Origin of the sequence: Mycolicibacterium arabiense, from assembly GCF_010731815.2 — a bacterium.
Lineage (GTDB): Bacteria > Actinomycetota > Actinomycetes > Mycobacteriales > Mycobacteriaceae > Mycobacterium > Mycobacterium arabiense.
Genome location: NZ_AP022593.1, coordinates 2,819,869 through 2,843,348 on the forward strand (window position 1 = coordinate 2,819,869; position 23,480 = coordinate 2,843,348).

Sequence of the window (23,480 nt, forward strand, 5' to 3'; positions counted from 1 at the left end):
AAGGGACACGACCAGAATTTAGCACGCTGGCTAGAGTCGTGGGAATGACGGCTTCTGAAACTCGACAGCGTGTCGCAGTGGTCACCGGCGCCAGCTCCGGCATCGGTGCTGCCACTGCCAAAACCCTTGCCGCGCTTGGCTTCCACGTGGTCTGCGTGGGTAGGCGCAAGGACCGCATACAGGCGGTCGCCGACGAGGTGGGCGGCACCGCCATTGTGGCGGACGTCACTGACCAGGCTGCGATCGATGCGCTCGCGGCCGGCCTGGACCGCGTCGACGTGCTCGTCAACAACGCCGGCGGCGCCAAGGGTCTCGAGCCGGTGCTCGACGCCGACGAGGAGAACTGGCGCTGGATGTGGGAGACCAACGTGCTCGGCACGCTCCGCGTCACGCGGGCACTGCTGCCCATGTTGATCGACTCGGGTGACGGGTTGGTCGTCACGATCACCTCGATCGCCGCGTTCGAGACCTACGACGGCGGCTCGGGCTACACCGCGGCCAAGCACGCGCAGGGCGCGCTGCACCGCACGCTGCGGGGCGAGTTGCTCGGAAGGCCGGTGCGGCTCACCGAACTCGCGCCCGGCGCCGTCGAGACCGAGTTCTCGCTGGTGCGCTTCGACGGCGACCAGGACCGGGCCGACAACGTGTACCGCGGCATCACGCCGCTGGTGGCCGAGGACGTCGCCGAGGTCATCGGGTTCGTGGCGTCGCAGCCGTCGCACGTCAACCTCGACCAGATCGTCATCCGCCCGCGGGATCAGGCGCCCAACGGCAGGTTCAACCGGACGACCTGACGTCGCTAGCCGCCGGGAGCGGGAACCGGGGTGCTGGTGCCCGACGGCGTCGGTGCACCGCTCGGCGTGATCGGGGCGTTGACCGGGATGTTCGACGGCGGCGCCTGATCGGACAGCGCCGACATCGACTTCCACTCCTCCCACGGCACGGCCCAGTCCCAGATGTCGCCGTCGGCGTACGACAGGTCGATCCGGGTGCCGGTGACCTCGACCGGGTCGCCGTAGATGGCGGTGTTGAAGTACTGCTCTGCGTCGCCGATCGACAGGTTGATGCACCCGTTGGTGACGTTGCTGTTGCCCTGGGCGCCCGAGCTGGCAGGGTTGGCGTGGATGAACTCGCCGTTGTTGGAGATGCGCACCGCGAACCGCTCGCGCACGTTGGCGTAGCCGGCGGCCGGGTTGGTCATGTAGAAGTCCTCGTACTTCTCGGTGACCACGTGGACGCCGCTACGCGTGACGTTGCGATCGAGGTCGCCCTCGCCGTAGCTGCACGGGAAGTCCATGATCACCGCGCCCGCCTCGTCGAGCACCTGGATGCGGTGGCTCGACGCCTCGGCCCTGACCACCTGGCGCCTGCCGATGCCGAAGTCCAGCGTGACGTCCTGAGCGCCGTACGCGCCGCTGCCGAACGGCACGCCGTACAGGTTGGCCTTGACGTGCACCTGCGTGCCGGACGGGAAGTACTCGCGGGTGCGCCAGTGCGCGCGGGAGCCGCCTGCCTCGTTCGGCAGCCATGCCCAACTGCCCTCGACCGGGGGTTCGGTGGTGACGTTCAGCGCCTTCTCGACGGTCGCCCTGTCCTCGTCGGCGATATCGGCGTCGAACTGGATGATGATCGGCGCAGCGACGCCGACCGTCTGACCGTCGGCGAGCTGGAACTGGCCGCTGACCTGAACTTGCGGGTTGACGGTCGTGAAGCTGCCCTGCACCGGGATCGCCTTGCCGTCGTTGCCGACCGCAGAGCCTCCCCAGGTGTACTCGACGCCGTAGCCGAGCGGCTCGGTGACCGTGAACGACGTGCGGTCGCGGTTGACGACCCCCGCGACGACCCTGCCCTCGGGATTGGTGAGCGTGACGCGCTGGAACCACCCGTTCTCGACCTCGGCGGCCACCGGCGTCGTGGGGACGACGTCGGCGCTGGCTGTGGCCGGGGAGAACGTCACCTTGGCGGGTGCGGGCGCCTCGGATTCGGGCGTTCCACCGGAACCGGTGATCGATTTGCCCGAGCATGCGGCGAGGAATCCGGACGTACCGACCGCGAGCGCAGTGAGTGCCTGGCGGCGGTTGATGGTCACGTGGACCAAGAGTACCTAGAGGGAGCAGCCAATCAGGCACGGCTCGGGTGTGAGATCGATCCCGAACCGGTCCCGGACCCCGTCGCGAACGGTTCTGGCCAGTGCGAGGACGTCCGCCGTGGTGGCCGTTCCGCGGTTGGTCAACGCGAGCGCGTGCTTGGTCGACAGCGTCGCGGCGGCCCCGTTGCCGGGGAAGCCCTTGCCGAAGCCCGCGTGTTCGACGAGCCATCCGGCGGCGAGCTTCACCCCGTCGGGCGCCGGGTAATTGGGCAGCGGACCGTCGGCGCGCAGCCGCTCGAAGTCGGCCTCGCCGACCACCGGGTTGGTGAAGAAGGAGCCGACGCTCCAGGTGTCGCGGTCGTCGTCGTCGAGCACCATGCCCTTGCCGGCCCGCAGCTCGAGCACCGCGGCGCGCACGCGGGCGGGGTCGGTGCGGGTGCCCGGCTCGACGCCGAGCGTCCTGGCCAGTTCGCCGTAGCGCACCGGCGCGCTGCGCCCCTCGACGTCCAGGGTGAACTCCACCTCGAGCACCACGGCGTGGTCGGAGTTCTTCAAGACGCTGTGCCGGTACCCGAACCCCAGCGTGTCCGGTGTCACCCACTCGTCGCGGCCGGAGCGTCGGTCGAGCAACCGCACCCGGCTGATCGTGTCGGCCACCTCGGCGCCGTACGCGCCGACGTTCTGCACGGGCGTGGCGCCCGTCGAACCGGGGATCCCGGACAGGCACTCCAGGCCGCCGAGCCCGTGTCGCAGCGAGGCCGCGACGACGTCGTCCCACTCCGCGCCCGCCTCGGCGCGCAACACGTTGCCCTCGACAGTCACCGCGGTGTTGGCGATGCGCACGACGGTGAGGTCGTCGAGGTCGTCGGCGAGCACGACGTTGGAGCCGCCCGCGAGCACCAGCACCCGTTCGGCATCGGCGAGTTCACGCAGCACCGCGATCAGCTGATCGGTCGTCGTGCACGTCAGCAACCGCCGGGCGACCGGACCGATGCGCAGGGTGGTCAGCGGGGCGAGGGGAACGGCCTCCTCGACCGCCACGCCTCCGATGTGCGAAGTGACCACGGGAGCCAACGGTAGCGTGGGCGGCTATGTCGCGGTCCTTCGACATGTCCGCCGAATACGGCGGCACTGTCACTCAGGTGCACGGGGCCTTCGGCGATCGGCAGTACTGGCTCGACCGGCTGGCGGACTCGGGTGCCGACGAAGCAACGCTCGACTCCATGACGGTCACCGACGACGGCGGCATCGACGTCGTGACCACGCAGACGCTGTGGGCGAGCAGGCTGCCCGGGTTGGTGTCGCAGTTCCACCACGGCGACCTGCACTTCGTACGCGAGGAGATCTGGTCGCCCGTGCGCGACGGCCAGTCCACCGGCACCGTGAAGGGCACGATCCCCGGCGCGCCCGCATCGCTGACCGGCACCGCGGTGCTGACGCCCGCCGGATCCGGCTCCCGTCTCGAGTTCACCGCCACCGTCGAGGTCCGCATCCCGCTGGTCGGCGGCAAGGTCGAGAACTTCATCGGCAATCAGCTCGTCGAACTGCTCAGCGCCGAACAACGCTTCACCACGGAGTGGCTGCGGGCCAACGCCTGACTCATTGCCCCCGTCTCCGCGAACGTTGGTTACCGCCACGCGACACGCCGACGCGGCGTGACGGTAACCGACGTTCGACGAGGTGGAGGAGGTGGACAATCGACCCATGAGCGGCCCCATCGGACAGCTCACCCGCGGCACCACCGGCTACAACCGGCTGCGGCGGAGCGACCGGTGGCTGGTGCACTCCCCGCGGGTGCGGGCCGCGCTGCTCTCGGCCGCCGATCCCCTGGTCGTCGACCTCGGCTACGGCGCGCTCCCGGTCACCACGCTCGAATTGGCCGCACGGCTGCGGACGGTGCGCCACGATGTCCGCGTCGTGGGGCTGGAGATCCACCCCGAGCGCGTCGAGACCGCCCGCACCGTCGCGGGCCCCGACTCGGACGTCGAATTCGGGCTCGGCGGATTCGAAATGGCCGGGCGCACACCGATTCTGGTGCGCGCATTCAACGTGCTGCGGCAATACGACGCCGCCGCCGTGCCCGAGGCCTGGGCCGTGATGACGCGGGCGCTCGCACCCGGCGGCCTGATCGTCGACGGCACGTGCGACGAACTGGGCAGGCGGTGCTGCTGGGTGCTGCTCGACGCGCTCGGCCCGGTGAGTCTGGTCCTGGCATGCGACCCGTTCGCCATCGACAAGCCGTCGGATCTGGCCGAGCGGCTGCCGAAGGTCCTGATCCACCACAACGTCGAGGGCCAACCCGTGCACGCTCTGCTCACCGCTGCGGACCGGGCGTGGGCCAGTGCAGCCGCGCACGGGGTGTTCGGACCGAGGGTGCGGTGGCGCGCGATGCTCGAACTGCTGCGCGACCAGGGGATTCCCGTCGAACCGCCCCGCCGCAGGATGCGCGACGGCGTGCTGTGCGTCCCCTGGGACACGGTGGCCCCGACCTGATCCGGCAGTAGGCTCGGTGGATGCGGATCGCGCTCGCACAGGTCTCCACCGGCCCCGACCCGTCGGCCAATCTCACCCTGGTCGAGGACTACGCCCAACGCGCCGCCGACTCCGGCGCCCGGCTCGTGCTGTTCCCCGAGGCGACCATGTGCCGGTTCGGGGTGCCGCTCAAACCGATTGCCGAGCCCCTCGACGGTCCCTGGTCGTCGGGCGTCCGCGCAATCGCGGAGCGCACCGGCGTCGTGGTGGTGGCGGGTATGTTCTGCCCCAGCGGCGACGGGCGGGTCACCAACACGCTCATCGCGACCGGCCCCGGCGTCGACGCGCACTACGACAAGATCTACCTCTACGACGCGTTCGGATACGCCGAATCACGCACCGTGGCACCAGGTTCGGAGCCGGTGGTCATCACGGTGGGCGACGTCGTCGTGGGACTGACCACCTGCTACGACATCCGCTTCCCCGAGCTGTACGTCGAGCTGGCCCGCCGCGGCGCCCACCTGATCACGGTGCACGCGTCGTGGGGCGCGGGGCCCGGCAAGCTCGACCAGTGGACGCTGCTGGCCCGCGCCCGCGCGCTCGACACCGCCGGCTACGTCGCCGCCGTCGACCAGGCCTATCCCGGGTCGGAGATCGCGGCGTCGGGACCGACGGGCGTCGGGGGCAGCCTCGTCGCCTCCCCCACCGGATCGGCGCTGGTCTCGGCGGGTGACGAACCCGGTCTGCTGATCGCCGACGTCGACCCCGACGCCGTCGACGAGGCCCGCAAATCCATCGGGGTGCTGCGCAACCGCACGGACTCCGTTCAGTGGAGTAGGGCAGAATCGCGCCAATGACCGATCCGTGGGCCCGTCCGGGCAACCAGCCACCGCATGGGCAAAACCCTCCGACCGGCGCACCCTCGTACCAACCGACGTCGCAGTACGGAGCACCGCAGCAGGGCTACCCACCCCCACCCGGAGGCCCCACGCAAACCGGCGGCTCGACCCCACCCCCGCCGCCCACCGACAAGGGCTCGTCGGGCAAGCGGATGTTCCGCGACCCGCTCTCGCTCACGCTGGTCGTGGTGATCGTGGCCGCGCTGGCACTCGCCGGACTGGTGGGCGCGGAGCTGTACGCCCGCCACCTCGGCAACCAGGAGGTCGCCAGGGCCACCGAGTGCGTCGTGCAGGACAGCGTCGACGTGTCGTTCGGTGCGCGGCCGTTCCTGCTGCAACACCTCAGTGGGCACTACAGCGGCATCCACATCACGACCGCGGGCAACCGGCTGCGCGAGGCCAAGGGCATGAAGGCCGACATCGTCATCGACGACGTGCGCGTCGCCGAGGGCGGCAACTCGGCGGGCACCATCGGTTCGATGAACGCGACCGTCACGTGGTCGTCCGACGGCATCAAGCAGACGATTCAGGACTCCATCCCGCTAATCGGCAGCTTCGTCAACGGCGTCACCACCGACCCGTCGGACGGCACGGTGCAGCTGCAGGGCGCGCTCGGCGACATCGTGGCCAAGCCGCGGGTCGTCGACGGCGCCATCTCGCTGGAGGTGGTGGAGCTGACCGGCCTCGGCTTCACGTTGCCGCGTGAGGCAGTGCAGCCGGCACTCGACGTGTTCACCGCCCAGCTGACCAAGGACTATCCGCTAGCGCTTCGCGCCGACAGCATCGAGGTCACCGACTCGGGCATCGTCACCAAGCTCTCGGCGCAGAACGCCACCATGCCTGCCGGCGGCCAGGGCGACGACGCCTGCTTCTCGGGCATCTAGCCTGACCGTCACGCTGTCGTCATGGCATCTGACCAGCGCCGACGCGTCGACCGTGTTTACTGTTGATCATGGTTGTTCCAAGCTGGGTATGGGGCCTGACGATCGTCGGGATCGTCGGCCTGCTGCTGTTCGACTTCTTCTTCCACGTCCGCAAGGCACACGTGCCGACGCTCAAGGAGGCGGCCACCTGGTCGGCGCTCTACGTCGGCATCGCGGTGCTGTTCGGCGTCGGAGTGCTCGTCTTCGGCGGTAGCCAGGCCGGTGGCGAGTACTTCGCCGGCTACGTCACCGAGAAGGCGCTGTCGGTCGACAACCTGTTCGTCTTCCTCATCATCATGGCGAGCTTCCGCGTGCCGCGTGAGGACCAGCAGAAGGTGCTGCTGTTCGGGATCGTGTTCGCGCTGATCGCCCGCACCGGGTTCATCTTCCTCGGCGCCGCGCTGATCAATTCCTTCGCGTGGGTGTTCTACCTGTTCGGGCTGATCCTGCTGCTGACCGCGGGCAACATGCTCAAGCCCGACGGCGAGGAGTCGCACTCGGCCGACAACTTCATCATCCGGTTGGCCAAGAAGGTCTTTCACACCACCGAGCACTACGACGGCGACAAGCTGTTCACCCTCGTCGACGGCAAGCGGGCGATGACGCCCATGCTGCTGGTCATGGTCGCCATCGGCGGCACCGACATCCTGTTCGCGCTCGACTCGATCCCGGCGATCTTCGGCCTCACCCAGGACGTCTTCATCGTGTTCACCGCGACCGCGTTCTCCCTACTGGGCCTGCGGCAGCTGTACTTCCTGATCGACGGCCTGCTCGACCGCCTGATCTACCTCTCCTACGGCCTGGCCGCCATCCTCGGCTTCATCGGCGTCAAGCTGATGCTGCACGCGCTGCACGAGAACAACGTGCCGTTCATAAACGACGGCGAACCGGTGAGCGTCGTCGAGATCAGCACCGCGGTGTCCCTGTCGGTGATCATCGGGGTCCTCGTCGTCACCGTGATTGCATCGCTGGTCAGCCGAAAGGGCAAGGCGCAGACGGCGATCGCCAACGCGCGGCGCCACGCCACGGCCTACCTCGACGCGGAGTACACGACGGACGCCGCCGAACGCGAGCGCATATTCAACAAGCTGTTGGCCGAGCGCGACCAGATCCTGGCGCTGGGCCCGAAGTATCGGCAGATGGTGCGCGACGAGCCTGCGCTGATGGAGCTGCTCGAGCGGGCGGCCGCTCGGCACGACGGCGCCGTCGAGCGCGGGGAGGCCAAGACGTTCGACCGGAAGCTGACCTAGCGGGTCAGTCGGGCAGCCCGTCGAGCACGGCGCGGGTGCCCGACAAACCCAGCCGGGTCGCCCCGGCGTCGAGCATGGCGATGGCGTCGGCGGCGGTCCTGATGCCACCGCTGGCCTTCACCTCGACCTCGGGACCGACGGTGTCGGCCATCAACTCGACGGCACGGACCGATGCCCCGCCCGCCGGGTGGAATCCCGTCGACGTCTTGACGAAGTCGGCGTCAGCGGCCATGGCCGCACGGCACACGTCGATCAGGGTCTGCTCACCCGAGAGATCAAGCAGCGCAGCGGATTCCACGATCACCTTGAGCACGGTGTTCGGGATCGCCGCACGGACGTAGGCGATCTCGGCGCGCACGGTCTCGAAGTCGCCGGCGACGGCGGCACCGACATCGATCACCATGTCGATCTCCGTCGCCCCCATCGCGACGGCCACCGACGCCTCGTGCGCCTTGATCTCCGGGACGTGCTTGCCGGACGGGAAGCCGACGACGGCGGCGGTGGTCAATCCGACCGCACCGCACCGGCTGACGGCCTTGAGCATCGACGGCGACACGCAGATCGCGTACACGTCGAGTTCGGTTGCCTCCTCGACGAAGAACGCGATGTCGTTCTCGGTGGCCTCGGGCTTGAGCAGCGTGTGGTCGACGAGTTCGGACACGCGACTGCGGGTCCACTGGCGCGTCTGATCCCCCGGTCGCTCCGCTCCTGCCCACCGGTCCATCAGAACGGCTCCTCGGTGCCACCGGGATTGCATCGCGTCGCGATCATCGTGGCCTCGTCGACCTCGGGCCGCCACGGTTCGAGGTTCCAGCTGGTCTTGCCGGGTTCGACGAGTTCGGCGAACTGCCAGTGACACATGAACTGTGCCCGCATGCCGGGGATGTCGGCGTCGGGCGCCTGGGCCAGGACCTCGGCCCACGCCTCGTCGGCCTGGACGACGGTGCCGGGCTGGGTCGAGATCGAGCGGGCCGACGCCGTCGGATACACGCGCAGCGTGGACAGGTCACCCCACTTGGCCCAGTGCGTGCTGGCTACGAACGGCGGGCCCGCGGCCGGTTCGGCGGACGCCGGTGCCGCCACGAGGACGGGCGCGGTCAGTGCGACGGCCGCCAGACCGGCGGCGAGGAGGCGGAGCACTCGAGTTACCGGGACTTGCCCTGGACGTCGAGGACCTTGGGACGCACGTCGACGATGTAGATGCCTGCCGCACACGCGACGACGGCCGAACCGACGGGAGCGCCGAGGACGAAGGCCAGCAGGGCGGTGCCGCCGATGATGGCGAGCCAGATCGGCTTGCTCATCTTCTCGGCGGCGGTGAATGCGTCGGGGCGCTGCATGGCGGCGTGGACGAAGGCGTACGCGCCGGTCGCCAGGGCCGCCACCTGAATGACGAGGAGGACGTAACCCACCAGGTTCTGAGGCTCCACGCCTCAAGCCTATGCGGGTCACGCCCTCCTGTGCCACGTGGGCCTCGCGTGCTACTTCTGGGTGACCTTCTTGGCCGGAGCCTTCTTGGCCGGGGCCTTCTTCGCGGCGGTCTTGGCAGGCGTGGCCTTGGCGGCGGGCGCCTTGGCAGCCGGAGCCTTGGCGGGGGTGCTGCCGGTGGTCGCCTTGGCCGGCGCCTTGGCCGCGGGGGCCTTGGTGGCGGGGGCCTTCTTCACGGGAGTGTTCTTGGCCGCTCGCTGCACCGGGGTGGCCGCCTGGGCGGCTTTGCTCGGCAGTTCGACGCCGACCAGCTTGGCGGCACGCTCACCCACGGCGCGGGTCTGCGTGGCCACGGTGCCGAGCGCATCCTGCGTCAGCTCGACGGCCTGGTCGGTCACGCTCTCGACGCGGTTGGCCGCATCCTCGATCGCGGGCTGGCTGCGGAGGCGGGTAAGCGCTTCCTCGCCACGCTCGACGAGCCGGTTGTAGGTGGTGGTCGCGTTGTCGGCGTAGTTCTCGGCGGCCTTGCGCAGCTCGTCGGCGTTGAGGCGCTCGCGGATCTCGCCCACCTGGCTCGGCAGCTCTTCGGACAGCTTGTTCAGGTTGGCCCGGGCCTCTTCGACGCGCGCCTCGGCGTCGCTGCGGGCGTCGCCTGCACGCTCACGGAGGGTCGCGACGATCTCGTTGACCGTGGCGAGCGCCAGGTCGGCCGCACCGACGGCGGCGAGCAGCGGAGCCTTGAGGTCTTCGATGTTGGTCTGGTTCTTGTCGGCCATGTCAGTGTTTCCCTTCTCGGAATTCTTCGGATGTTTCTTCGTCGATCGGATGCGCGGACTTCAGTCCGTCCCCGGTTCCTCGTCGATGACGACGGAAGCCGCTTCGACTGCCAACGCCTCGTTCTGCTGAACGAAGGAGGTGTAGATGTCGAGCAGCACCTGCTTCTGCCGCTCGGTGATGGCAGCGTCGGCGACGATGGCGTCCCGCACTTCGCTCCGTTCGGTCGGCTCCAGCATTCCGGCCTGGACGTAGAGCACTTCAGCGGAAACCCGCAGAGCCTTGGCGATCTGGCTGAGCACGTCGGCTGACGGCTTGCGCAGCCCACGTTCGATCTGGCTCAGGTAGGGGTTGCTGACCCCGGCCTGCTCGGCGAGTTGCCTCACCGATACGTGCGCGGCCTCCCGCTTGGCCCGGATGAAGCCGCCGATGTCCTGTGCTGCGCTGGACGCCGCACTGGTGACGACGGCGGCAATGTTCTCGTCTTGCGACACGTACGTTGCCCCCTCATCCGCGATTGATCTTCGATGACGAAATCAACCGTAGAACGGGGTGCTAACTTTTGCAAGCACCTGCTAGCGCAGGTCAGAACAGTAGTTGAGCTATCGAATAGATGATCAGGCCTGCGAGCGATCCGACCACGGTGCCGTTGATCCTGATGAACTGCAGGTCACGGCCGACGTGCAGTTCGATGCGGCGGCTCGCCTCCTCGGCATCCCAGCGCTCGATGGTCTCGGTGATGATCGCTGTGATCTCCGTCCCATACTGCGAGACGAGGTGCTTCGCGGCGCGCAGGATCCAGTTGTCGACCTTGTCGCGCAGCTCCGGGTCGTCTCGCAGCGACTCCCCGATGCGCACCACGGAGTCCGCCACGCGCTCGCGCAGCGCCGACGACGGGTCGTCGACCGACTCGAGGATGATCCGCTTGGCGGCCGTCCACGCCGTCTCTGCTGCCCGGGTCACCTCGTCGCGGGCCATGATCTGTTCCTTGACCTTCTCCGCACGGGCGATCGTCGTGTCGTCGTGCTGCAGGTCGTTGGCGAACTCGAAGAGGAACTTCGTCGCCGACTGCCGCAGTTCGTGCTGGGGGTCGCGACGCACCTTGTCGGTGAAGTCCATCAGCTCGCGGTGGATGCGGTCGCCGACCAGGTTGTCGACCCAGCGCGGCGACCACGTCGGCGAATCGCGGTTGATGACGCGTTCGATGGTCTCGCCGGCGTTCAGCGACCACTCGAAGGCGCGGTCGGCCAGCAACTGCAGCAACGCCTCCTGGCGTTCCTCCTGGAGCAGCGACGTGAGCACCCGGCCGATCGGCGGCCCCCACTGCGGCTCGGCGACGCGCTTGACGATCATGCGGTCCAGCAGCTGCTGGACGTCGTCGTCGCGCAGCATCTCGACCAGTACCCGCAGGACGGTGGAGGCCTCGGCCGCCACCCGCTCGGCGTTCGTCGGGTGTGCCAGCCACCTGCCGACGCGGGCGGTGACCTGCGCATCACGCAGCTTGGTCTCGATGACCTCGGCGGACAGGAAGTTCTCTCGCACGAAGGTGCCGAGGCCCTCGCCCAGCTGATCCTTCTTGCGCTTGATGATCGCGGTGTGCGGGATCGGGATGCCGAGAGGGTGCTTGAACAGCGCCGTCACCGCGAACCAGTCGGCGAGCGCGCCCACCATGCCCGCCTCGGCGGCGGCGCGCACGTAACCCACCCATGGCGCGGCACCGTTGGACTGTGCCCACGTGCAGACCAGGAACACCACGGTGGCGCCGAGCAGGAACCCGAGCGCCACCAGCTTCATCTGGCGCAGCGAGCGGGCCCGTTCGGCATCGGCGGAGGAGTCGACGCCGGCGAGCGTGGTCGCGAGGCTGGGACGCGTCGCCTGATCGGGTCCGGGGACTTCGCGCAAAGACACGCCTCCATCATCCGTCATCGCCCGGTGGGCGGATTCCGCCCACCGCCCCATGGCCCGGGCTGCGCCGTATCATCGACTCGGACGAGGGAATGGGAAAACGGCAACAGTGGCACAGCAATCTTCTGCGACCGCGGTGAAGACCGACGGCCGCAAACGGCGCTGGCATCAGCACAAAGTCGATCGCAGGAACGAACTGGTCGACGGCACGCTGGAAGCCATTCGTCGGGTCGGCAGCAATGTCAGCATGGACGAGATCGCCGCGGAGATCGGCGTCTCCAAGACGGTCCTGTACCGCTACTTCGTCGACAAGAACGACCTCACCACCGCGGTGATGATGCGCTTCGCGCAGACCACGCTGATCCCCAACATGGCCGCGGCGCTGAAGGCGAACCTCGACGGCTACGCACTCACGCGCGAGGTCATCCGCGTCTACGTCGACACCGTGGCCGCCGAGCCCGAGCCCTACCGGTTCGTGATGGCCAACAGCTCGGCCAAGAGCAAGGCCGTCGCCGACTCGGAGCAGATCATCGCGCGGATGCTCGCCGTCATGCTGCGCAGGCGGATGGCCGCGGCGGGCATGGACACCAGCGGCGCCGAGCCGTGGTCGTTCCACACCGTCGGCGGCGTGCAACTGGCCACCCACTCCTGGATGTCGAACCCCCGGATGACGTCCGACGAACTGATCGACTACCTCACGATGCTGTCGTGGAATGCGTTGTGCGGCATCGTCGAGGTGGGCGGGTCGCTGGAGAAGTTCAACTCCATGCCGCATCCGTCCCCGATCGTGCCGCGTCAGGTGCTTGACTGAACCCGTGACCGACGCCTCAGAGTTGCCCGAGCTGTGGACCCACGAACCGCACGTCCACCTGCAGTTCAAGCCGGGTGACTCCGTCGCCGCGATCGAGACGAACTCCACGCCGGGCTTCAAGGGCAGCAAGTCCGATGCACCCGACCTGCTGCTGGAGCGTGCCGAACGCTTCGCCGAACTGCAGGAGATGCTCTACGCCAACAGCCTGGCCGGCGACAACCGCAAGGTGCTGCTCGTGCTGCAGGGCATGGATACCGCTGGCAAGGGTGGCATCGTCAAACACGTTGTGGGAGCAGGGAATCCGCAGGGCATTCAGTATGCCAACTTCGGCAAGCCGACCGAGGAGGAACTTGCCCACGACTTCCTCTGGCGCATCGAACGGAAGCTCCCGACGCCAGGACACATCGGGGTGTTCGACCGTTCGCACTACGAGGACGTGCTGATCGTCCGCGTGCACGACCTCGTCGCGCCCGAGGTCTGGAGCACCCGCTACGACACCATCAACGACTTCGAGAAGCGATTGGCGCTCGACGGCACGACGATCGTCAAGGTCGCCATGTTCGTCTCGCTCGACGAACAGAAGAAGCGGCTCTCCGAGCGTCTCGACCGGCCGGACAAGTTCTGGAAGTACAACCCCGCCGACGTCGACGAGCGGATGCTGTGGCCCAGGTACCAGGAGGCCTATCAGGCGATGCTCGAACGCACGTCCACCGACATCGCGCCGTGGCACGTGATCCCGTGCGACCGCAAGTGGTACGGCAGGCTCGCCGTCACCGAACTGCTGATCGAGGCCCTCAAAGGTCTCGACTTGTCCTGGCCCGCAGCTGATTTCGACGTCGAGGCGGAGAAGAAGCGCCTGGCCAAGGCGTAGGTCCTGGCGCTGAGAGGTAGTGGTTCAGCGTGCGGTTGCAGTCGGCGCATCGACCGCCCGCAGGGGACGTCCAGCGGTCTCCCGCATGGTCAACACCGTCGCCAGGGACGCAATGGCGGCCGCGATCACGTAGAACGCCGGAGCGACGTCGTTCCCGGTCCGATCGGCCAACCAGGTAGCCACATAGGGCGCCGTTCCGCCGAACAGGGCCACCGAGACGTTGTAGCCGATCGAGTATCCCGTGGATCGCACCCGCGTCGCGAAAAGCTCCGCGCCGGCTGCCAACGACGCCGACACGAACACCGATTCGATGGCCGCCAAGCCCGCATGCGCTGCGATCGCAGCGACGAGCGATCCAGAGTTCAGCAGTGAGAACAGTGGATAGGAGCCGACGGCGAATCCGACGGCGCCGGCTATCAGCAGTGGCTTGCGGCCGACTCGGTCCGATAGTGCGGCCAAGGGCAAGATCAGCAGCAGCGCAACGACACTCGCCACTGTGATCGAGATGAAGGCGTCGGTCTCGGTGAATCCGAGCGTCTGCGTGAAGTAGGTCGGCAGATAGGTGAACACGACGTAGAAGCCGACGTTGTGCACGATGACCAGACCGACGATCTGCAGTATCGGCCGCCATGCCGTCCGCATGGCCTCCTTCAGCGGCGATTGCGCCACTTCTCCGGTCTCTTGAAGCGCCTCGAACTCCGGGGTGTCGCGCAACCGCAGGCGGATGTAGAGGCCCACCACTCCCAGAGCGCCCGCGATGAAGAACGGAATGCGCCACCCGTAGGAGTTCATCGCGTCGTCGGACAACATCGCCCCGAGCGCGGTGACCGTCACCGACCCGAGCAGGAAGCCGATCACCACCGACCACACGAGGAAGGCGACGACCAGTCCGCGGTGACGCGTAGGGGCGTACTCCGCCAGGAAGCAGGCTCCGCTGCCGTACTCGCCGCCTGCCGAGAAGCCCTGCACGCAGCGCAGGAGCACCAGAAGCAGGGGCGCTGCGACGCCGATCGACTCATAGCTCGGCACCAGACCGATGCCCAGCGTGGAGATCGACATCAGGACCACCACGATCGCCAGCACCCGCTTGCGACCGATCCGGTCACCGAGCGGGCCGAAGAAGAATCCGCCAAGCGGACGCATGAAGAACGCGACGGCGAACACCGCGAAGGTGCTGAGCAGTGCCGCGGTGTCGTTGGTCGATGGGAAGAACTTGTCCGCGATGTACGTGGCCAGGAAGCCGTAGATCGCGAAGTCGTACCACTCGACCGTATTGCCGACCCCAGCGCCGACTACCGCCTGGCGCAGCGAGCCCGGCTCCTCACCGCGGGTGACCGTGGATGCCATGTCCCTAGGTTCCCGCGCTGCGCCGTTGACTAACCGACATCATTGCGCATCGACGAGGACCCGGTTCGACTACTCAGCTGATGTCGCCGACACCACCGGCTCGGCGGTTGCTCGGATCGTCTGGGTCATAGAACTCACTGGTCTCGCTCCGCGGGCCGGCTACGTCCAGCTCCCATGATCCCGGGCGCACCATGTCCGGCCAGTCGGGACTCACGAGGTGGTCGGCCCGGCCCTTTCGAATCTGAGTGAAATACCAGAACAACCCCCTGATGACGATCGCAATCACCGCCAGGGTCAGCACCGGTGCAACCCATTCGCTCATGAGGGCAACCTAGTAGCTGTAGAAGCCCTTGCCCGACTTCTTGCCCAGCTGACCGGCCTCGACCATGCGCTGCAGCAGCGGCGGCGGGCCGTAGAGCGGCTCCTTGAACTCGGCGAACATCGAGTCCGCGATGAGCTTGAGCGTGTCCAGGCCGACGAGGTCCGAGAGCTTGAGCGGGCCCATCGGGTGCGACAGCCCGGCGACGACGGCGGTGTCGATGTCCTCGACGGTGGCGACGCCGGCCTCGGCCATCCGGATCGCCGAGAGTAGGAAGGGCACCAGCAGCGCGTTGACGACGAAGCCCGAGCGGTCGGTGCAGCGGACGACCTTCTTGCCGAGCGTCTCGCCCGCGAACTGCTCGACGCGGGCCAGCGCCTCGTCGGTCGTGACCAACGTCGGCACCAGTTCGACCAGCGGCAGGACGGGCACCGGGTTGAAGAAGTGCAGACCCAGCACGCGGCTGGGGTTCTTGGTGGCCGCGGCGATCTTCATGATCGGGATGCTCGAGGTGTTCGACGCCAGCACGGCGTCGGGATCGGTGATGACCTCGTCGAGTTGTGCGAAGACCTTCGACTTGACCGCGGCGTCCTCGACGATGGCCTCGACCACCAGTTGGCGGTCGGCCAGGTCGGCGATGTCGGTGGCGACACTCAAGCGGGCGAGCGCCTCGTCGCGGTCGGTCTCGGTGAGCTTGCCGCGGCTGACGCCACGCTCCAGCGACGAGACGATGCGGCCACGGCCGGCCTCTGCGAGCGCTTCGGTGGGCTCGTAGATGCGTACGTCCACACCGGCCCGCAGCGACACCTCGGCGATGCCGGCCCCCATCTGCCCGGCGCCGACGACGCCGACTCGTTCAATAGTCATGGTCACTTTCTAACGCGAACAGACGCCAACTCGCACACCCGGGGTACCAAGCGTGCAAGTTGGCGTCTGCTGAGCGGTAAGGGGCTTAGTGGAACTGGCCCTCTTCGGTCGAGCCCGCGAGTGCGGTGGTCGACGAGGTGGGATCCACGGTGGTGGCGATCCGGTCGAAGTAGCCGGCGCCGACCTCGCGCTGGTGCTTCGTCGCGGTGTAGCCGCGCTCCTCGGCGGCGAACTCGCGCTCCTGCAGCTCGACGTAGGCGCTCATCTGGTTGCGGGCGTAGCCGTGGGCCAGATCGAACATCGAGTAGTTGAGGGCGTGGAAGCCCGCGAGGGTGATGAACTGGAACTTGAAGCCCATGGCGCCCAGCTCGTTCTGGAACTTCGCGATGGTCGAGTCGTCCAGGTGCTGCTTCCAGTTGAACGACGGGGAGCAGTTGTAGGCCAGCATCTGGTCCGGGAACTCGCTCTTGACGCCCTCGGCGAACTTCTTGGCCAGCTCCAGGTCCGGGGTGCCGGTCTCCATCCAGATGAGATCGGAGTACGGCGCGTAGGCCTTGGCGCGGGCGATGCAGGGCTCCAGGCCGTTCTTGACGTGGTAGAAGCCTTCCTTGGTCCGCTCACCGGTGATGAACGGCTGGTCGCGCTCGTCGACGTCGGAGGTGATCAGCGTCGCGGCCTCGGCGTCGGTACGGGCGATGACGACCGTGGGCACGTCGGCGACGTCGGCCGCCAGGCGGGCCGAGGTCAGGGTGCGGATGTGCTGCTGGGTGGGGATTAGCACCTTGCCACCGAGGTGGCCGCACTTCTTCTCCGAGGCCAGCTGGTCCTCCCAGTGCGAACCGGCGACACCGGCGGCGATCATGGCCTTCTGCAGCTCGTAGACGTTCAGCGCGCCACCGAAGCCGGCCTCGCCGTCGGCGACGATCGGGGCCAGCCAGTTCTCGACGGACCGGTCGCCCTCGACCTTGGCGATCTGGTCGGCGCGCAGCAGTGCGTTGTTGATGCGGCGGATCACCTGCGGCACCGAGTTGGCCGGGTAGAGGCTCTGATCGGGGTAGGTGTGACCGGACAGGTTGGCGTCACCGGCGACCTGCCAACCCGACAGGTAGATGGCCTTGAGGCCGGCACGGACCTGCTGCACGGCCTGGTTGCCGGTCAGGGCGCCGAGCGAGTTGACGTAGTCCATGCTGTGGAGCTGCTCCCACAGGATCTCGGAGCCACGGCGGGCGAGCGTGCTCTCCTCGACGACGTGTCCCTGCAGGGCGACGACGTCCTCGGCGCTGTAGGTGCGCTCGATGCCCTTCCAGCGGGGGTTGGTGTTCCAGTCGTGCTGGATCTGCTCGGGGCTCTTCGGCGTGCCAACGGTGGACATGATGCTCCTTCGATTACTTCATTTGCGATGTCGTCGCGGTGCATTTTGTTAACACCGCAGCGATTCAAGTCGAGTGTTACATCGACCATGACACAGCGCATAACCGCAGGTCCACCAGTTTCGCTTGCCAATTTTCGCCAAGCAGTTCGGACAACTTGCGAAGTTTGCGAAGGCCACACTGGCCTGAACCGGTTCAGAAGTTACCGCTGGGTAACGCCTTTTCGCAGGTCAGTACGCTCGTACTGTTAGAACCGTGGGGTCACAGCGCGAAGATGCAGGCGACCGCTTTGGTCACGTCGCCGACGGCATATGTGAGCGTTGTAACAGTCCGGTCGGTCAGCTCTTCGCCGAACTGGTCGGTCGATCCGGCGGGGTGCACGTGGCGGATGATGTCCAGCTCGTCACCGAGGGCGACCGGGAGATCGTGCTCGATGGTGACCCGCACCGGGCCCGCCATCAGCTCGGGCTGCTCGTGCAGGTAGTCCTCGACGACGCTCCAGTACACGGAGTTGTTCATGTGGTCGAAGATGTCGATGTCGCTCACCCGCACCGGGTACCGGCGCGCGTGCTCGGCGTCCTCGCGGCTACCCGGCTTGAGGTAGGCCTTCCACCGCAGCCGGTTCACCGGCGTCGTGCGCTGCAGCCCGGCGATGAAGTCGTCGCTGATGCGCGCCGGCCCCTGGGTCTCGCGGTTGATGTTGATCCAGAACGCCTCGGACTCCATCAGCCCGCCCTTGCGCCCGTCGATGCGGACCCGCATCTCGCACCACCGGTTCGACGTGCCCGAGCACCAGCGCCGCAGCCGCAGCATGTCCTTGAACTCGATGGGCCTGATCAGGTCGATCATCGTGCGGCGGACGATCCACAGCGGATGGGTCTCCTCGAAGCCCATCTCGCGCAGCTGATCCGATCCGATGTCCTGGATGTGCCGGGTGGCGGCGTCGAACTTGAGCCTGCCCTCGCGGTTGACGTCGGCGACGCGCAGCGGCCACTCGACGTCGAACACGTCGGGGTGCGGATCGGGGACGGGCATCATGGGCTTCAGCAGGCCCTTCGAGACGCCTGCACCACTGGTGGTCACGGGCTTCGATACTGCCACAGTGCCGCGTCTGCCAAGACTGCGAAGGCACCCTTCGCAGAGTTGACTACGCTGGTCTGGTGGCCAAGACCTTCGTCGGATCACGGGTGCGTCAGCTCCGCAGCGAGCGCGGGTTCAGCCAAGCCGCGCTGGCGCAGATGCTCGAGATCTCGCCGAGCTACCTCAACCAGATCGAGCACGACGTCCGTCCCCTGACCGTCTCGGTATTGCTGCGCATCACCGAGGTGTTCGGCGTCGACGCCACGTTCTTCGCGTCGCAGGACGACACCCGACTGGTTGCCGAACTGCGCGAGGTGTCCCTCGACGTCGACCTCGGCATCGAGGTGGACCAGTCCGAACTGGCCGACATCGTGAACTCCCACCCGACGCTGGCCCGCGCGATGGTCAACCTGCACCAGCGCTACCGCCTGACCGCCACGCAGCTGGCGGCCGCCACCGAGGACCGGTTCTCCGACGGCAGCGGCACCGGGTCGATCACCATGCCGCACGAAGAGGTGCGCGACTTCTTCTACCAACGACAGAACTATCTCGACGAACTCGACACGGCCGCCGAGGATCTGACGATCCGCATGCGGATGCACCGCGCCGAGCTGGCCCGCGAACTGTCCGACCGGCTGCGTGCCGTGCACGACGTCCGCATCGTGCGGCGCAACGATCTCGGGGACACCGTGCTGCACCGCTTCGACCCCGAGACCAAGACGCTGGAGATCGGCGCGCACCTCTCCTCGGGTCAGGTGGTGTTCAAGCTCGCCGCCGAGCTGGCCTACCTCGAGTTCGGCCACCTGATCGACGCGCGCGTCGCCGAGGGCAACTTCACCAGCGACGAATCGCGCACGCTGGCACGGCTCGGCCTGGCCAACTACTTCGCCGCGGCAACGGTGCTGCCCTACCGCCAGTTCCACGACGTCGCCGAGAACTTTCGCTACGACGTCGAGCGGCTCTCGGCGTTCTACTCGGTCAGCTACGAGACCATCGCGCATCGGCTGTCCACGCTGCAGCGCCCCTCCATGCGTGGCGTCCCGCTGTCGTTCGTCCGTGTGGACCGGGCGGGCAACATGTCGAAACGGCAGTCGGCCACGGGTTTTCACTTCTCGTCGGCCGGTGGCACCTGCCCGCTGTGGAACGTGTACGAGACGTTCGCCAACCCGGGCAAGATCCTGGTGCAGATCGCCCAGATGCCGGACGGCAGGCACTACATGTGGGTGGCCCGCACCGTCGAGCGCCGCGCAGCGCGGTACGGCCAGCCCGGCAAGACGTTCGCCATCGGCCTGGGTTGCGAGCTGCGGCACGCGCACCGGCTGATCTACTCCGAGGGGCTCGACCTCTCCAGCGAGGTCGGGACGCCGATCGGCGCCGGCTGCCGGGTGTGCGAACGGGACAACTGCCCGCAACGCGCCTTCCCCGCCCTCGGCCGCGCGCTGGACCTCGACGAGCACCGCAGCACCGTCTCGCCGTACCTGGTCAAGCATCCCTAGACTCGGGTGCGTGAGCGCACCCGATCGGACCCCCGAAGCCGCCCCCGCCCGCGTCCAACCCGGAGGGTTCCGCGAACTCGGCCCCCTCAACTGGGTGATCGCCAAGCTCGGCGCCAGGGCGATCCGCGCGCCGCGTTTCGCGCTGTTCAACGTCCTCGGGCAGCACCACCTGCTGTTCCTGCTGTGGCTGCCCTACTCCGGCGCGCTGCTCGGCATGGGCAAGCTGCCCAAGCAGGAGGCCGAACTGGTGATCCTGCGCGTCGGGCACCTGCGCAACTGCGAGTACGAACTGCAGCAGCACCGCAGGCTGGCCCGCAGCCGCGGGGTGGACACCGAGATGCAGGCACGCATCTTCGAGGGACCGGACGCCGAAGGGCTGACCGACCGACAACGCGTGCTCATCACCGCGACCGACGAGTTCGTGATCACCCGCTCCATGTCCACGGAGACGTGGACCGCGCTGTCGAGCTACCTGAGCAAGAAGCAGCTCATCGAATTCTGCATGCTGGCAGCCAATTACGACGGGCTGGCCGCGACGATGGCGACGCTGCGCATCCCGCTGGACTTCCCGGACTAGGCGCGGCTAGAGGCTCGGCGGGCAGGAGCGAAGCGACCCGGGGTCAGAGATACGTCACGCCAAGGACGATGACCGTGAACAGCACCGGCGCCATGGGTAAGCACCACAGGAACCACGCCTTGGCGTAGGACTTCCGGTCTTGGAACCGCTTGCCCAGCAGGCCCGCGACCACGGCGACGAGCACCGTAGCCGCCGCCACCACCAGCACCCAGGTACTGACCGACGTCGTCTCGATCGCCAGTGAGATGGCCACCAGCCACAGCGCATGGCCGATGATCAGCCCGCCGATCCCGGCGACTACGACGGATCTCAACGGGTCAGAAGTTGATCATGTGGCCGGCCAGGCCGTGGAAGCACTCCTGCAACGCCTCCGACAGCGTCGGGTGGGTGTGCACGTTGCGGGCCAGCTCGTTGACCGTGAGGTCCCACTTCTGTGCCAGCGTCAGTTCGGGCAGCAGCTCGGACACGTCGTGCCCGATCAGGTGTCCGCCGAGCAGCTCGCCGTACTTCGCGTCGGCGATGACCTTGACGAAGCCGCCCGGCTCGCCGAGGCCGTGCGCCTTGCCGTTGGCGGTGAGCGGGAACTTCGCGACCTTGACGTCGTAGCCCTCGTCGCGCGCCTGCTGCTCGGTGAGGCCGAAGCTGGCGACCTGCGGCTGGCAGAACGTGGCGCGCGGCATCATCCGGTAGTCGCCAAGCGGCAGCGTCTCGGCACCGGCGATGGTCTCGGCTGCGACGACGCCCATCGCCTCCGCCACGTGGGCCAGCTGCAGCTTGCCGGTGACGTCGCCGATGGCGTAGATGTGCGGTTTGTTGGTGCGCATGTAGTCGTCGATGGCGATCCCGCCGCGGTCATTCAGCTCGACGCCCGCCTTCTTCAGGTCGTAGCCGTCGACGTTCGGAACGAAGCCGATGGCCTGCATGACCTTGTCGGGCTTGAGTTCGTCGGTCTTGCCGTCCTTGCTGATCTTCACGGTGACCTTGTCACCGTCGTCGGTGATGGACTCGACCTTGGTGCCGGTGAGGATCTTCACGCCCAGCTTCTTGAAGGCCTTCTCGATCTCCTTGGAGACCTCGGCGTCCTCGTTGGGCAGCGCGCGCGGCAGGAACTCGACGATGGTGACGTCGACGCCGTAGTTCTTCATGACGTAGCCGAACTCCATGCCGATCGCGCCGGCACCGGCGATCACGATCGACCCGGGGAGGTCGCGCTCCATGATCTGCTCTTCGTAGGTGATGACGTTCTTGCTCATCGACGTGCCGGGCACCAGCTTGGTGTGGGCGCCGGTCGAGATGATGGCGTTGTCGAACGTCAGCGTCTCGGTGCCGCCGTCGTTGAGGTCGACCTCGATGGTCTTGTCGTCGGTGAACTTGCCGTAGCCGTGCACCTCGGTGATCTTGTTCTTCTTCATCAGGAAGTGGACGCCCGCGACGCGGCCCTCGGCGACCTTGCGGCTGCGGTCGAAGGCGGCGCCGTAGTCGAACGTCGCCTCACCGCTGATGCCGAACTGCTTGGCCTCCTTGGTGAAGATGTGCGCCAGTTCGGCGTTGCGGAGCAGCGCCTTGCTGGGGATGCAACCCACGTTGAGGCAGACGCCGCCCCAGTACTTGGGTTCGACGATGGCGGTGTTCAGCCCGAGCTGGGCGGCGCGAATGGCCGCGACGTATCCGCCGGGGCCAGCTCCGAGTACGACGACGTCATAGTGAGTCACGGCCCCAGCCTAATGGTCTCGGCCGCCGGACCGTCGGCCGATCCGCTACTGGCCGAACCAGCCGTAGACGTAGGAACCGTAGAGCAGCCCGGCTCCCGCGGTGGCCGCCAGCGGCGCCGACATCAGGGCGATCGACAGTGCCGTGATCAACGGCTTGCCGGGGACCATGGCGAGCAGCATGCCCGCCACCGAGCACACGACGAGGTATACGAGCACCACGAACACCGGACCGGTCTTGTCGAGCGACGCGAACCACCACTCACAGAGCGCCATGCCCGCGACGCCCGCCACGAGCCACACTCCTGCGAGTACGAGGCCGAGGACCCAGCGCTTGAGGAACGCATGGACACCGGGCACCTGTTCGGGCGGCGCGAAGATGGGGATCGGACCCGACGAGCCACCGGGCGGTTCGACGGTGGCGACCTGGTGGGCACCGGTGTCGAACAGCGGCGCCCAGTTCGACGTGGGCTCACCCGAGTCAGCCAAGGGACACCGCCTGCATCGCGACGAGGACGCCCAACCACCCCGGCGCGACGGACAGGACGAACACGCCGAACGTGGTGATCCAGCGTCGGCCGGAGCACAGCACCAGCAGGAGGCCGATCGTGCTGGGGACGGCCACGACGAGGCCGATGACGACGTCCGGCCGCACGGGTGCCGTGACGACCATGGTTGCCGCGATCCCGGCCATGAATCCGACCGCGACGCCGATGAGCATCGCACTGGTCAGCCACCACGCCCGCGGAAGCGGAATCACCCCTCCACGGTAAGACTCCGGTGCGCTGCTAGCCCTGAACCTGGGCGGCGCGCCCCGCGGGTATCGCGCATGCGTCGGCGGCCTCGGCCACCACGTGCGACCCGCCCCGCGGTGGCCGTGCGCCTGCCTCGAACCGTGCGCCGGTGATGGGCGGGTCTTGCGAGAGTTGGGCGTTCTCCTCTTCGGTGAATGCACGCCCGCGCGACAGGAACCGCATGCCCTCGGGCGACTCGACGCTGAACCCGCCGCCGCGACCGGGCACGACGTCAATGACGAGTTGGGTGTGCTTCCACGTCTCGAACTGCGACCCGGAGATCCACACCGGAACGCCGTCGCCATCGCCGACGTCGAGGATCGCCAGCAGCACGTCGCGGTCACCGACGATGAAGTCGCCGTCGGGGTAGCACATCGGCGACGAACCGTCGCAGCAGCCGCCGGACTGGTGGAACATCAGCGCCCCGTGACGGTCATGCAGCCGACGGAGCAGGTCGGCGGCGGCCTCGGTGATCAATGCTCGGCTGGGGACGCCCATC

The 23,480-nt window shown here is 67.7% G+C and carries 28 protein-coding genes; 10 read left to right on the forward strand and 18 right to left on the reverse strand.

Annotated elements, in window-relative coordinates; translation table 11 throughout:
• The first annotated feature begins 44 nt into the window (after positions 1-44).
• Complete coding sequence (locus tag G6N61_RS15235) at positions 45-794, forward strand: SDR family NAD(P)-dependent oxidoreductase (protein ID WP_163919269.1); 750 nt, start codon at positions 45-47, stop codon at positions 792-794.
• A 5-nt stretch (positions 795-799) separates the two neighbouring features.
• Here G6N61_RS15235 and G6N61_RS15240 read toward each other — a convergent pair whose 3' ends face one another.
• Both G6N61_RS15240 and G6N61_RS15245 read right to left on the reverse strand, forming a co-directional pair.
• Positions 800-2,089: a L,D-transpeptidase gene (locus G6N61_RS15240; protein WP_235887555.1), complete on the reverse strand. Its 1,290-nt coding sequence runs from the start codon at positions 2,087-2,089 to the stop codon at positions 800-802.
• A gap of 15 nt (positions 2,090-2,104) precedes the next feature.
• On the reverse strand, positions 2,105-3,154 hold the full coding sequence (locus G6N61_RS15245; RefSeq protein WP_163919270.1) for a UDP-N-acetylmuramate dehydrogenase: 1,050 nt from the start codon (positions 3,152-3,154) through the stop codon (positions 2,105-2,107).
• Positions 3,155-3,180: 26 nt separating this feature from the next.
• On the opposite strand from G6N61_RS15245, the gene G6N61_RS15250 reads away from it, so the two are divergent.
• The 5 genes from G6N61_RS15250 to G6N61_RS15270 all read left to right on the forward strand — a co-directional run bounded on the left by G6N61_RS15250 (position 3,181) and on the right by G6N61_RS15270 (position 7,633).
• On the forward strand, positions 3,181-3,687 hold the full coding sequence (locus tag G6N61_RS15250; protein ID WP_163919271.1) for a DUF2505 domain-containing protein: 507 nt from the start codon (positions 3,181-3,183) through the stop codon (positions 3,685-3,687).
• Positions 3,688-3,793: 106 nt separating this feature from the next.
• Positions 3,794-4,582 (forward strand): class I SAM-dependent methyltransferase, encoded by a 789-nt coding sequence (locus G6N61_RS15255; protein WP_163919272.1) that lies wholly within the window; start codon positions 3,794-3,796, stop codon positions 4,580-4,582.
• Between the two features lie 20 nt (positions 4,583-4,602).
• Entirely contained in the window at positions 4,603-5,418 is an 816-nt protein-coding gene (locus G6N61_RS15260; RefSeq protein WP_163919273.1) for a carbon-nitrogen hydrolase family protein, read from the forward strand.
• Positions 5,415-6,344, forward strand: coding sequence for an LmeA family phospholipid-binding protein (locus tag G6N61_RS15265; RefSeq protein WP_163919274.1), 930 nt, complete (start codon positions 5,415-5,417; stop codon positions 6,342-6,344). The genes G6N61_RS15260 and G6N61_RS15265 overlap by 4 nt, the downstream gene beginning before the upstream one ends.
• A 68-nt stretch (positions 6,345-6,412) precedes the next feature.
• A complete protein-coding gene (locus tag G6N61_RS15270; RefSeq protein ID WP_163919275.1) occupies positions 6,413-7,633 on the forward strand; it encodes a TerC family protein in 1,221 nt (406 codons plus the stop codon).
• Between the two features lie 4 nt (positions 7,634-7,637).
• On the opposite strand, the gene deoC is transcribed toward G6N61_RS15270, so the two are convergent.
• The 6 genes from deoC to G6N61_RS15300 all read right to left on the reverse strand — a co-directional run bounded on the left by deoC (position 7,638) and on the right by G6N61_RS15300 (position 11,761).
• Complete coding sequence (gene deoC, locus G6N61_RS15275; protein WP_163919276.1) at positions 7,638-8,357, reverse strand: deoxyribose-phosphate aldolase; 720 nt, start codon at positions 8,355-8,357, stop codon at positions 7,638-7,640.
• Complete coding sequence (locus G6N61_RS15280) at positions 8,357-8,773, reverse strand: DUF2599 domain-containing protein (protein ID WP_163919277.1); 417 nt, start codon at positions 8,771-8,773, stop codon at positions 8,357-8,359. The genes deoC and G6N61_RS15280 overlap by 1 nt, the downstream gene beginning before the upstream one ends.
• Before the next feature lie 5 nt (positions 8,774-8,778).
• Positions 8,779-9,063, reverse strand: a complete 285-nt coding sequence (locus G6N61_RS15285; RefSeq protein ID WP_163919278.1) for a DUF2516 family protein — start codon at positions 9,061-9,063, stop codon at positions 8,779-8,781.
• Between the two features lie 51 nt (positions 9,064-9,114).
• Entirely contained in the window at positions 9,115-9,837 is a 723-nt protein-coding gene (locus tag G6N61_RS15290; RefSeq protein WP_163919279.1) for a heparin-binding hemagglutinin, read from the reverse strand.
• Positions 9,838-9,897: 60 nt separating this feature from the next.
• Entirely contained in the window at positions 9,898-10,329 is a 432-nt protein-coding gene (locus tag G6N61_RS15295) for a helix-turn-helix domain-containing protein (RefSeq protein ID WP_163919280.1), read from the reverse strand.
• Positions 10,330-10,420: 91 nt separating this feature from the next.
• Entirely contained in the window at positions 10,421-11,761 is a 1,341-nt protein-coding gene (locus tag G6N61_RS15300) for a DUF445 domain-containing protein (RefSeq protein ID WP_163919281.1), read from the reverse strand.
• 88 nt (positions 11,762-11,849) lie between these two features.
• Here G6N61_RS15300 and G6N61_RS15305 point away from each other — a divergent pair, with 88 nt between their 5' ends.
• Together G6N61_RS15305 and G6N61_RS15310 are read left to right on the forward strand one after the other, a co-directional pair.
• Positions 11,850-12,551 carry a TetR/AcrR family transcriptional regulator gene (locus G6N61_RS15305; RefSeq protein ID WP_163919282.1) on the forward strand — a complete coding sequence of 234 codons (702 nt, stop codon included), beginning with the start codon at positions 11,850-11,852 and terminating at the stop codon, positions 12,549-12,551.
• A gap of 4 nt (positions 12,552-12,555) precedes the next feature.
• Positions 12,556-13,422, forward strand: a complete 867-nt coding sequence (locus G6N61_RS15310) for a polyphosphate kinase 2 family protein (RefSeq protein WP_163919283.1) — start codon at positions 12,556-12,558, stop codon at positions 13,420-13,422.
• 24 nt (positions 13,423-13,446) lie between these two features.
• Here the strand turns inward: G6N61_RS15310 and G6N61_RS15315 are convergent, their stop codons facing one another.
• From G6N61_RS15315 to G6N61_RS15335, 5 genes are all read right to left on the reverse strand, one after another.
• Positions 13,447-14,769: an MFS transporter gene (locus G6N61_RS15315; protein ID WP_163919284.1), complete on the reverse strand. Its 1,323-nt coding sequence runs from the start codon at positions 14,767-14,769 to the stop codon at positions 13,447-13,449.
• Positions 14,770-14,842: 73 nt separating this feature from the next.
• Positions 14,843-15,091: a hypothetical protein gene (locus G6N61_RS15320; protein ID WP_163919285.1), complete on the reverse strand. Its 249-nt coding sequence runs from the start codon at positions 15,089-15,091 to the stop codon at positions 14,843-14,845.
• A gap of 9 nt (positions 15,092-15,100) precedes the next feature.
• A complete protein-coding gene (locus tag G6N61_RS15325) occupies positions 15,101-15,955 on the reverse strand; it encodes a 3-hydroxybutyryl-CoA dehydrogenase (RefSeq protein WP_163919286.1) in 855 nt (284 codons plus the stop codon).
• Positions 15,956-16,040: 85 nt separating this feature from the next.
• On the reverse strand, positions 16,041-17,327 hold the full coding sequence (aceA, locus tag G6N61_RS15330) for an isocitrate lyase (protein WP_163919287.1): 1,287 nt from the start codon (positions 17,325-17,327) through the stop codon (positions 16,041-16,043).
• 259 nt (positions 17,328-17,586) lie between these two features.
• Positions 17,587-18,363, reverse strand: coding sequence for an acyl-[acyl-carrier-protein] thioesterase (locus G6N61_RS15335; RefSeq protein WP_163924850.1), 777 nt, complete (start codon positions 18,361-18,363; stop codon positions 17,587-17,589).
• Between the two features lie 122 nt (positions 18,364-18,485).
• On the opposite strand from G6N61_RS15335, the gene ramB reads away from it, so the two are divergent.
• Together ramB and G6N61_RS15345 are read left to right on the forward strand one after the other, a co-directional pair.
• A complete protein-coding gene (gene ramB, locus G6N61_RS15340; protein ID WP_163919288.1) occupies positions 18,486-19,901 on the forward strand; it encodes an acetate metabolism transcriptional regulator RamB in 1,416 nt (471 codons plus the stop codon).
• A 10-nt stretch (positions 19,902-19,911) separates the two neighbouring features.
• Entirely contained in the window at positions 19,912-20,478 is a 567-nt protein-coding gene (locus G6N61_RS15345; protein ID WP_163919289.1) for a carboxymuconolactone decarboxylase family protein, read from the forward strand.
• A gap of 43 nt (positions 20,479-20,521) precedes the next feature.
• On the opposite strand, the gene G6N61_RS15350 is transcribed toward G6N61_RS15345, so the two are convergent.
• Genes G6N61_RS15350 through G6N61_RS15370 form a run of 5 tightly spaced genes read right to left on the reverse strand, consistent with a single transcriptional unit; the run spans position 20,522 to position 23,479 of the window.
• Entirely contained in the window at positions 20,522-20,791 is a 270-nt protein-coding gene (locus G6N61_RS15350; protein WP_163919290.1) for a hypothetical protein, read from the reverse strand.
• 4 nt (positions 20,792-20,795) lie between these two features.
• Positions 20,796-22,190 (reverse strand): dihydrolipoyl dehydrogenase, encoded by a 1,395-nt coding sequence (gene lpdA, locus G6N61_RS15355; RefSeq protein ID WP_163919291.1) that lies wholly within the window; start codon positions 22,188-22,190, stop codon positions 20,796-20,798.
• Between the two features lie 45 nt (positions 22,191-22,235).
• A complete protein-coding gene (locus tag G6N61_RS15360) occupies positions 22,236-22,676 on the reverse strand; it encodes a hypothetical protein (protein WP_163919292.1) in 441 nt (146 codons plus the stop codon).
• Positions 22,669-22,947: a putative holin gene (locus G6N61_RS15365; protein WP_163919293.1), complete on the reverse strand. Its 279-nt coding sequence runs from the start codon at positions 22,945-22,947 to the stop codon at positions 22,669-22,671. Before G6N61_RS15365 ends, G6N61_RS15360 begins: the two co-directional genes overlap by 8 nt.
• Positions 22,948-22,975: 28 nt before the next feature.
• A complete protein-coding gene (locus G6N61_RS15370) occupies positions 22,976-23,479 on the reverse strand; it encodes a DUF779 domain-containing protein (protein ID WP_163919294.1) in 504 nt (167 codons plus the stop codon).
• Position 23,480 lies beyond the last annotated feature (1 nt).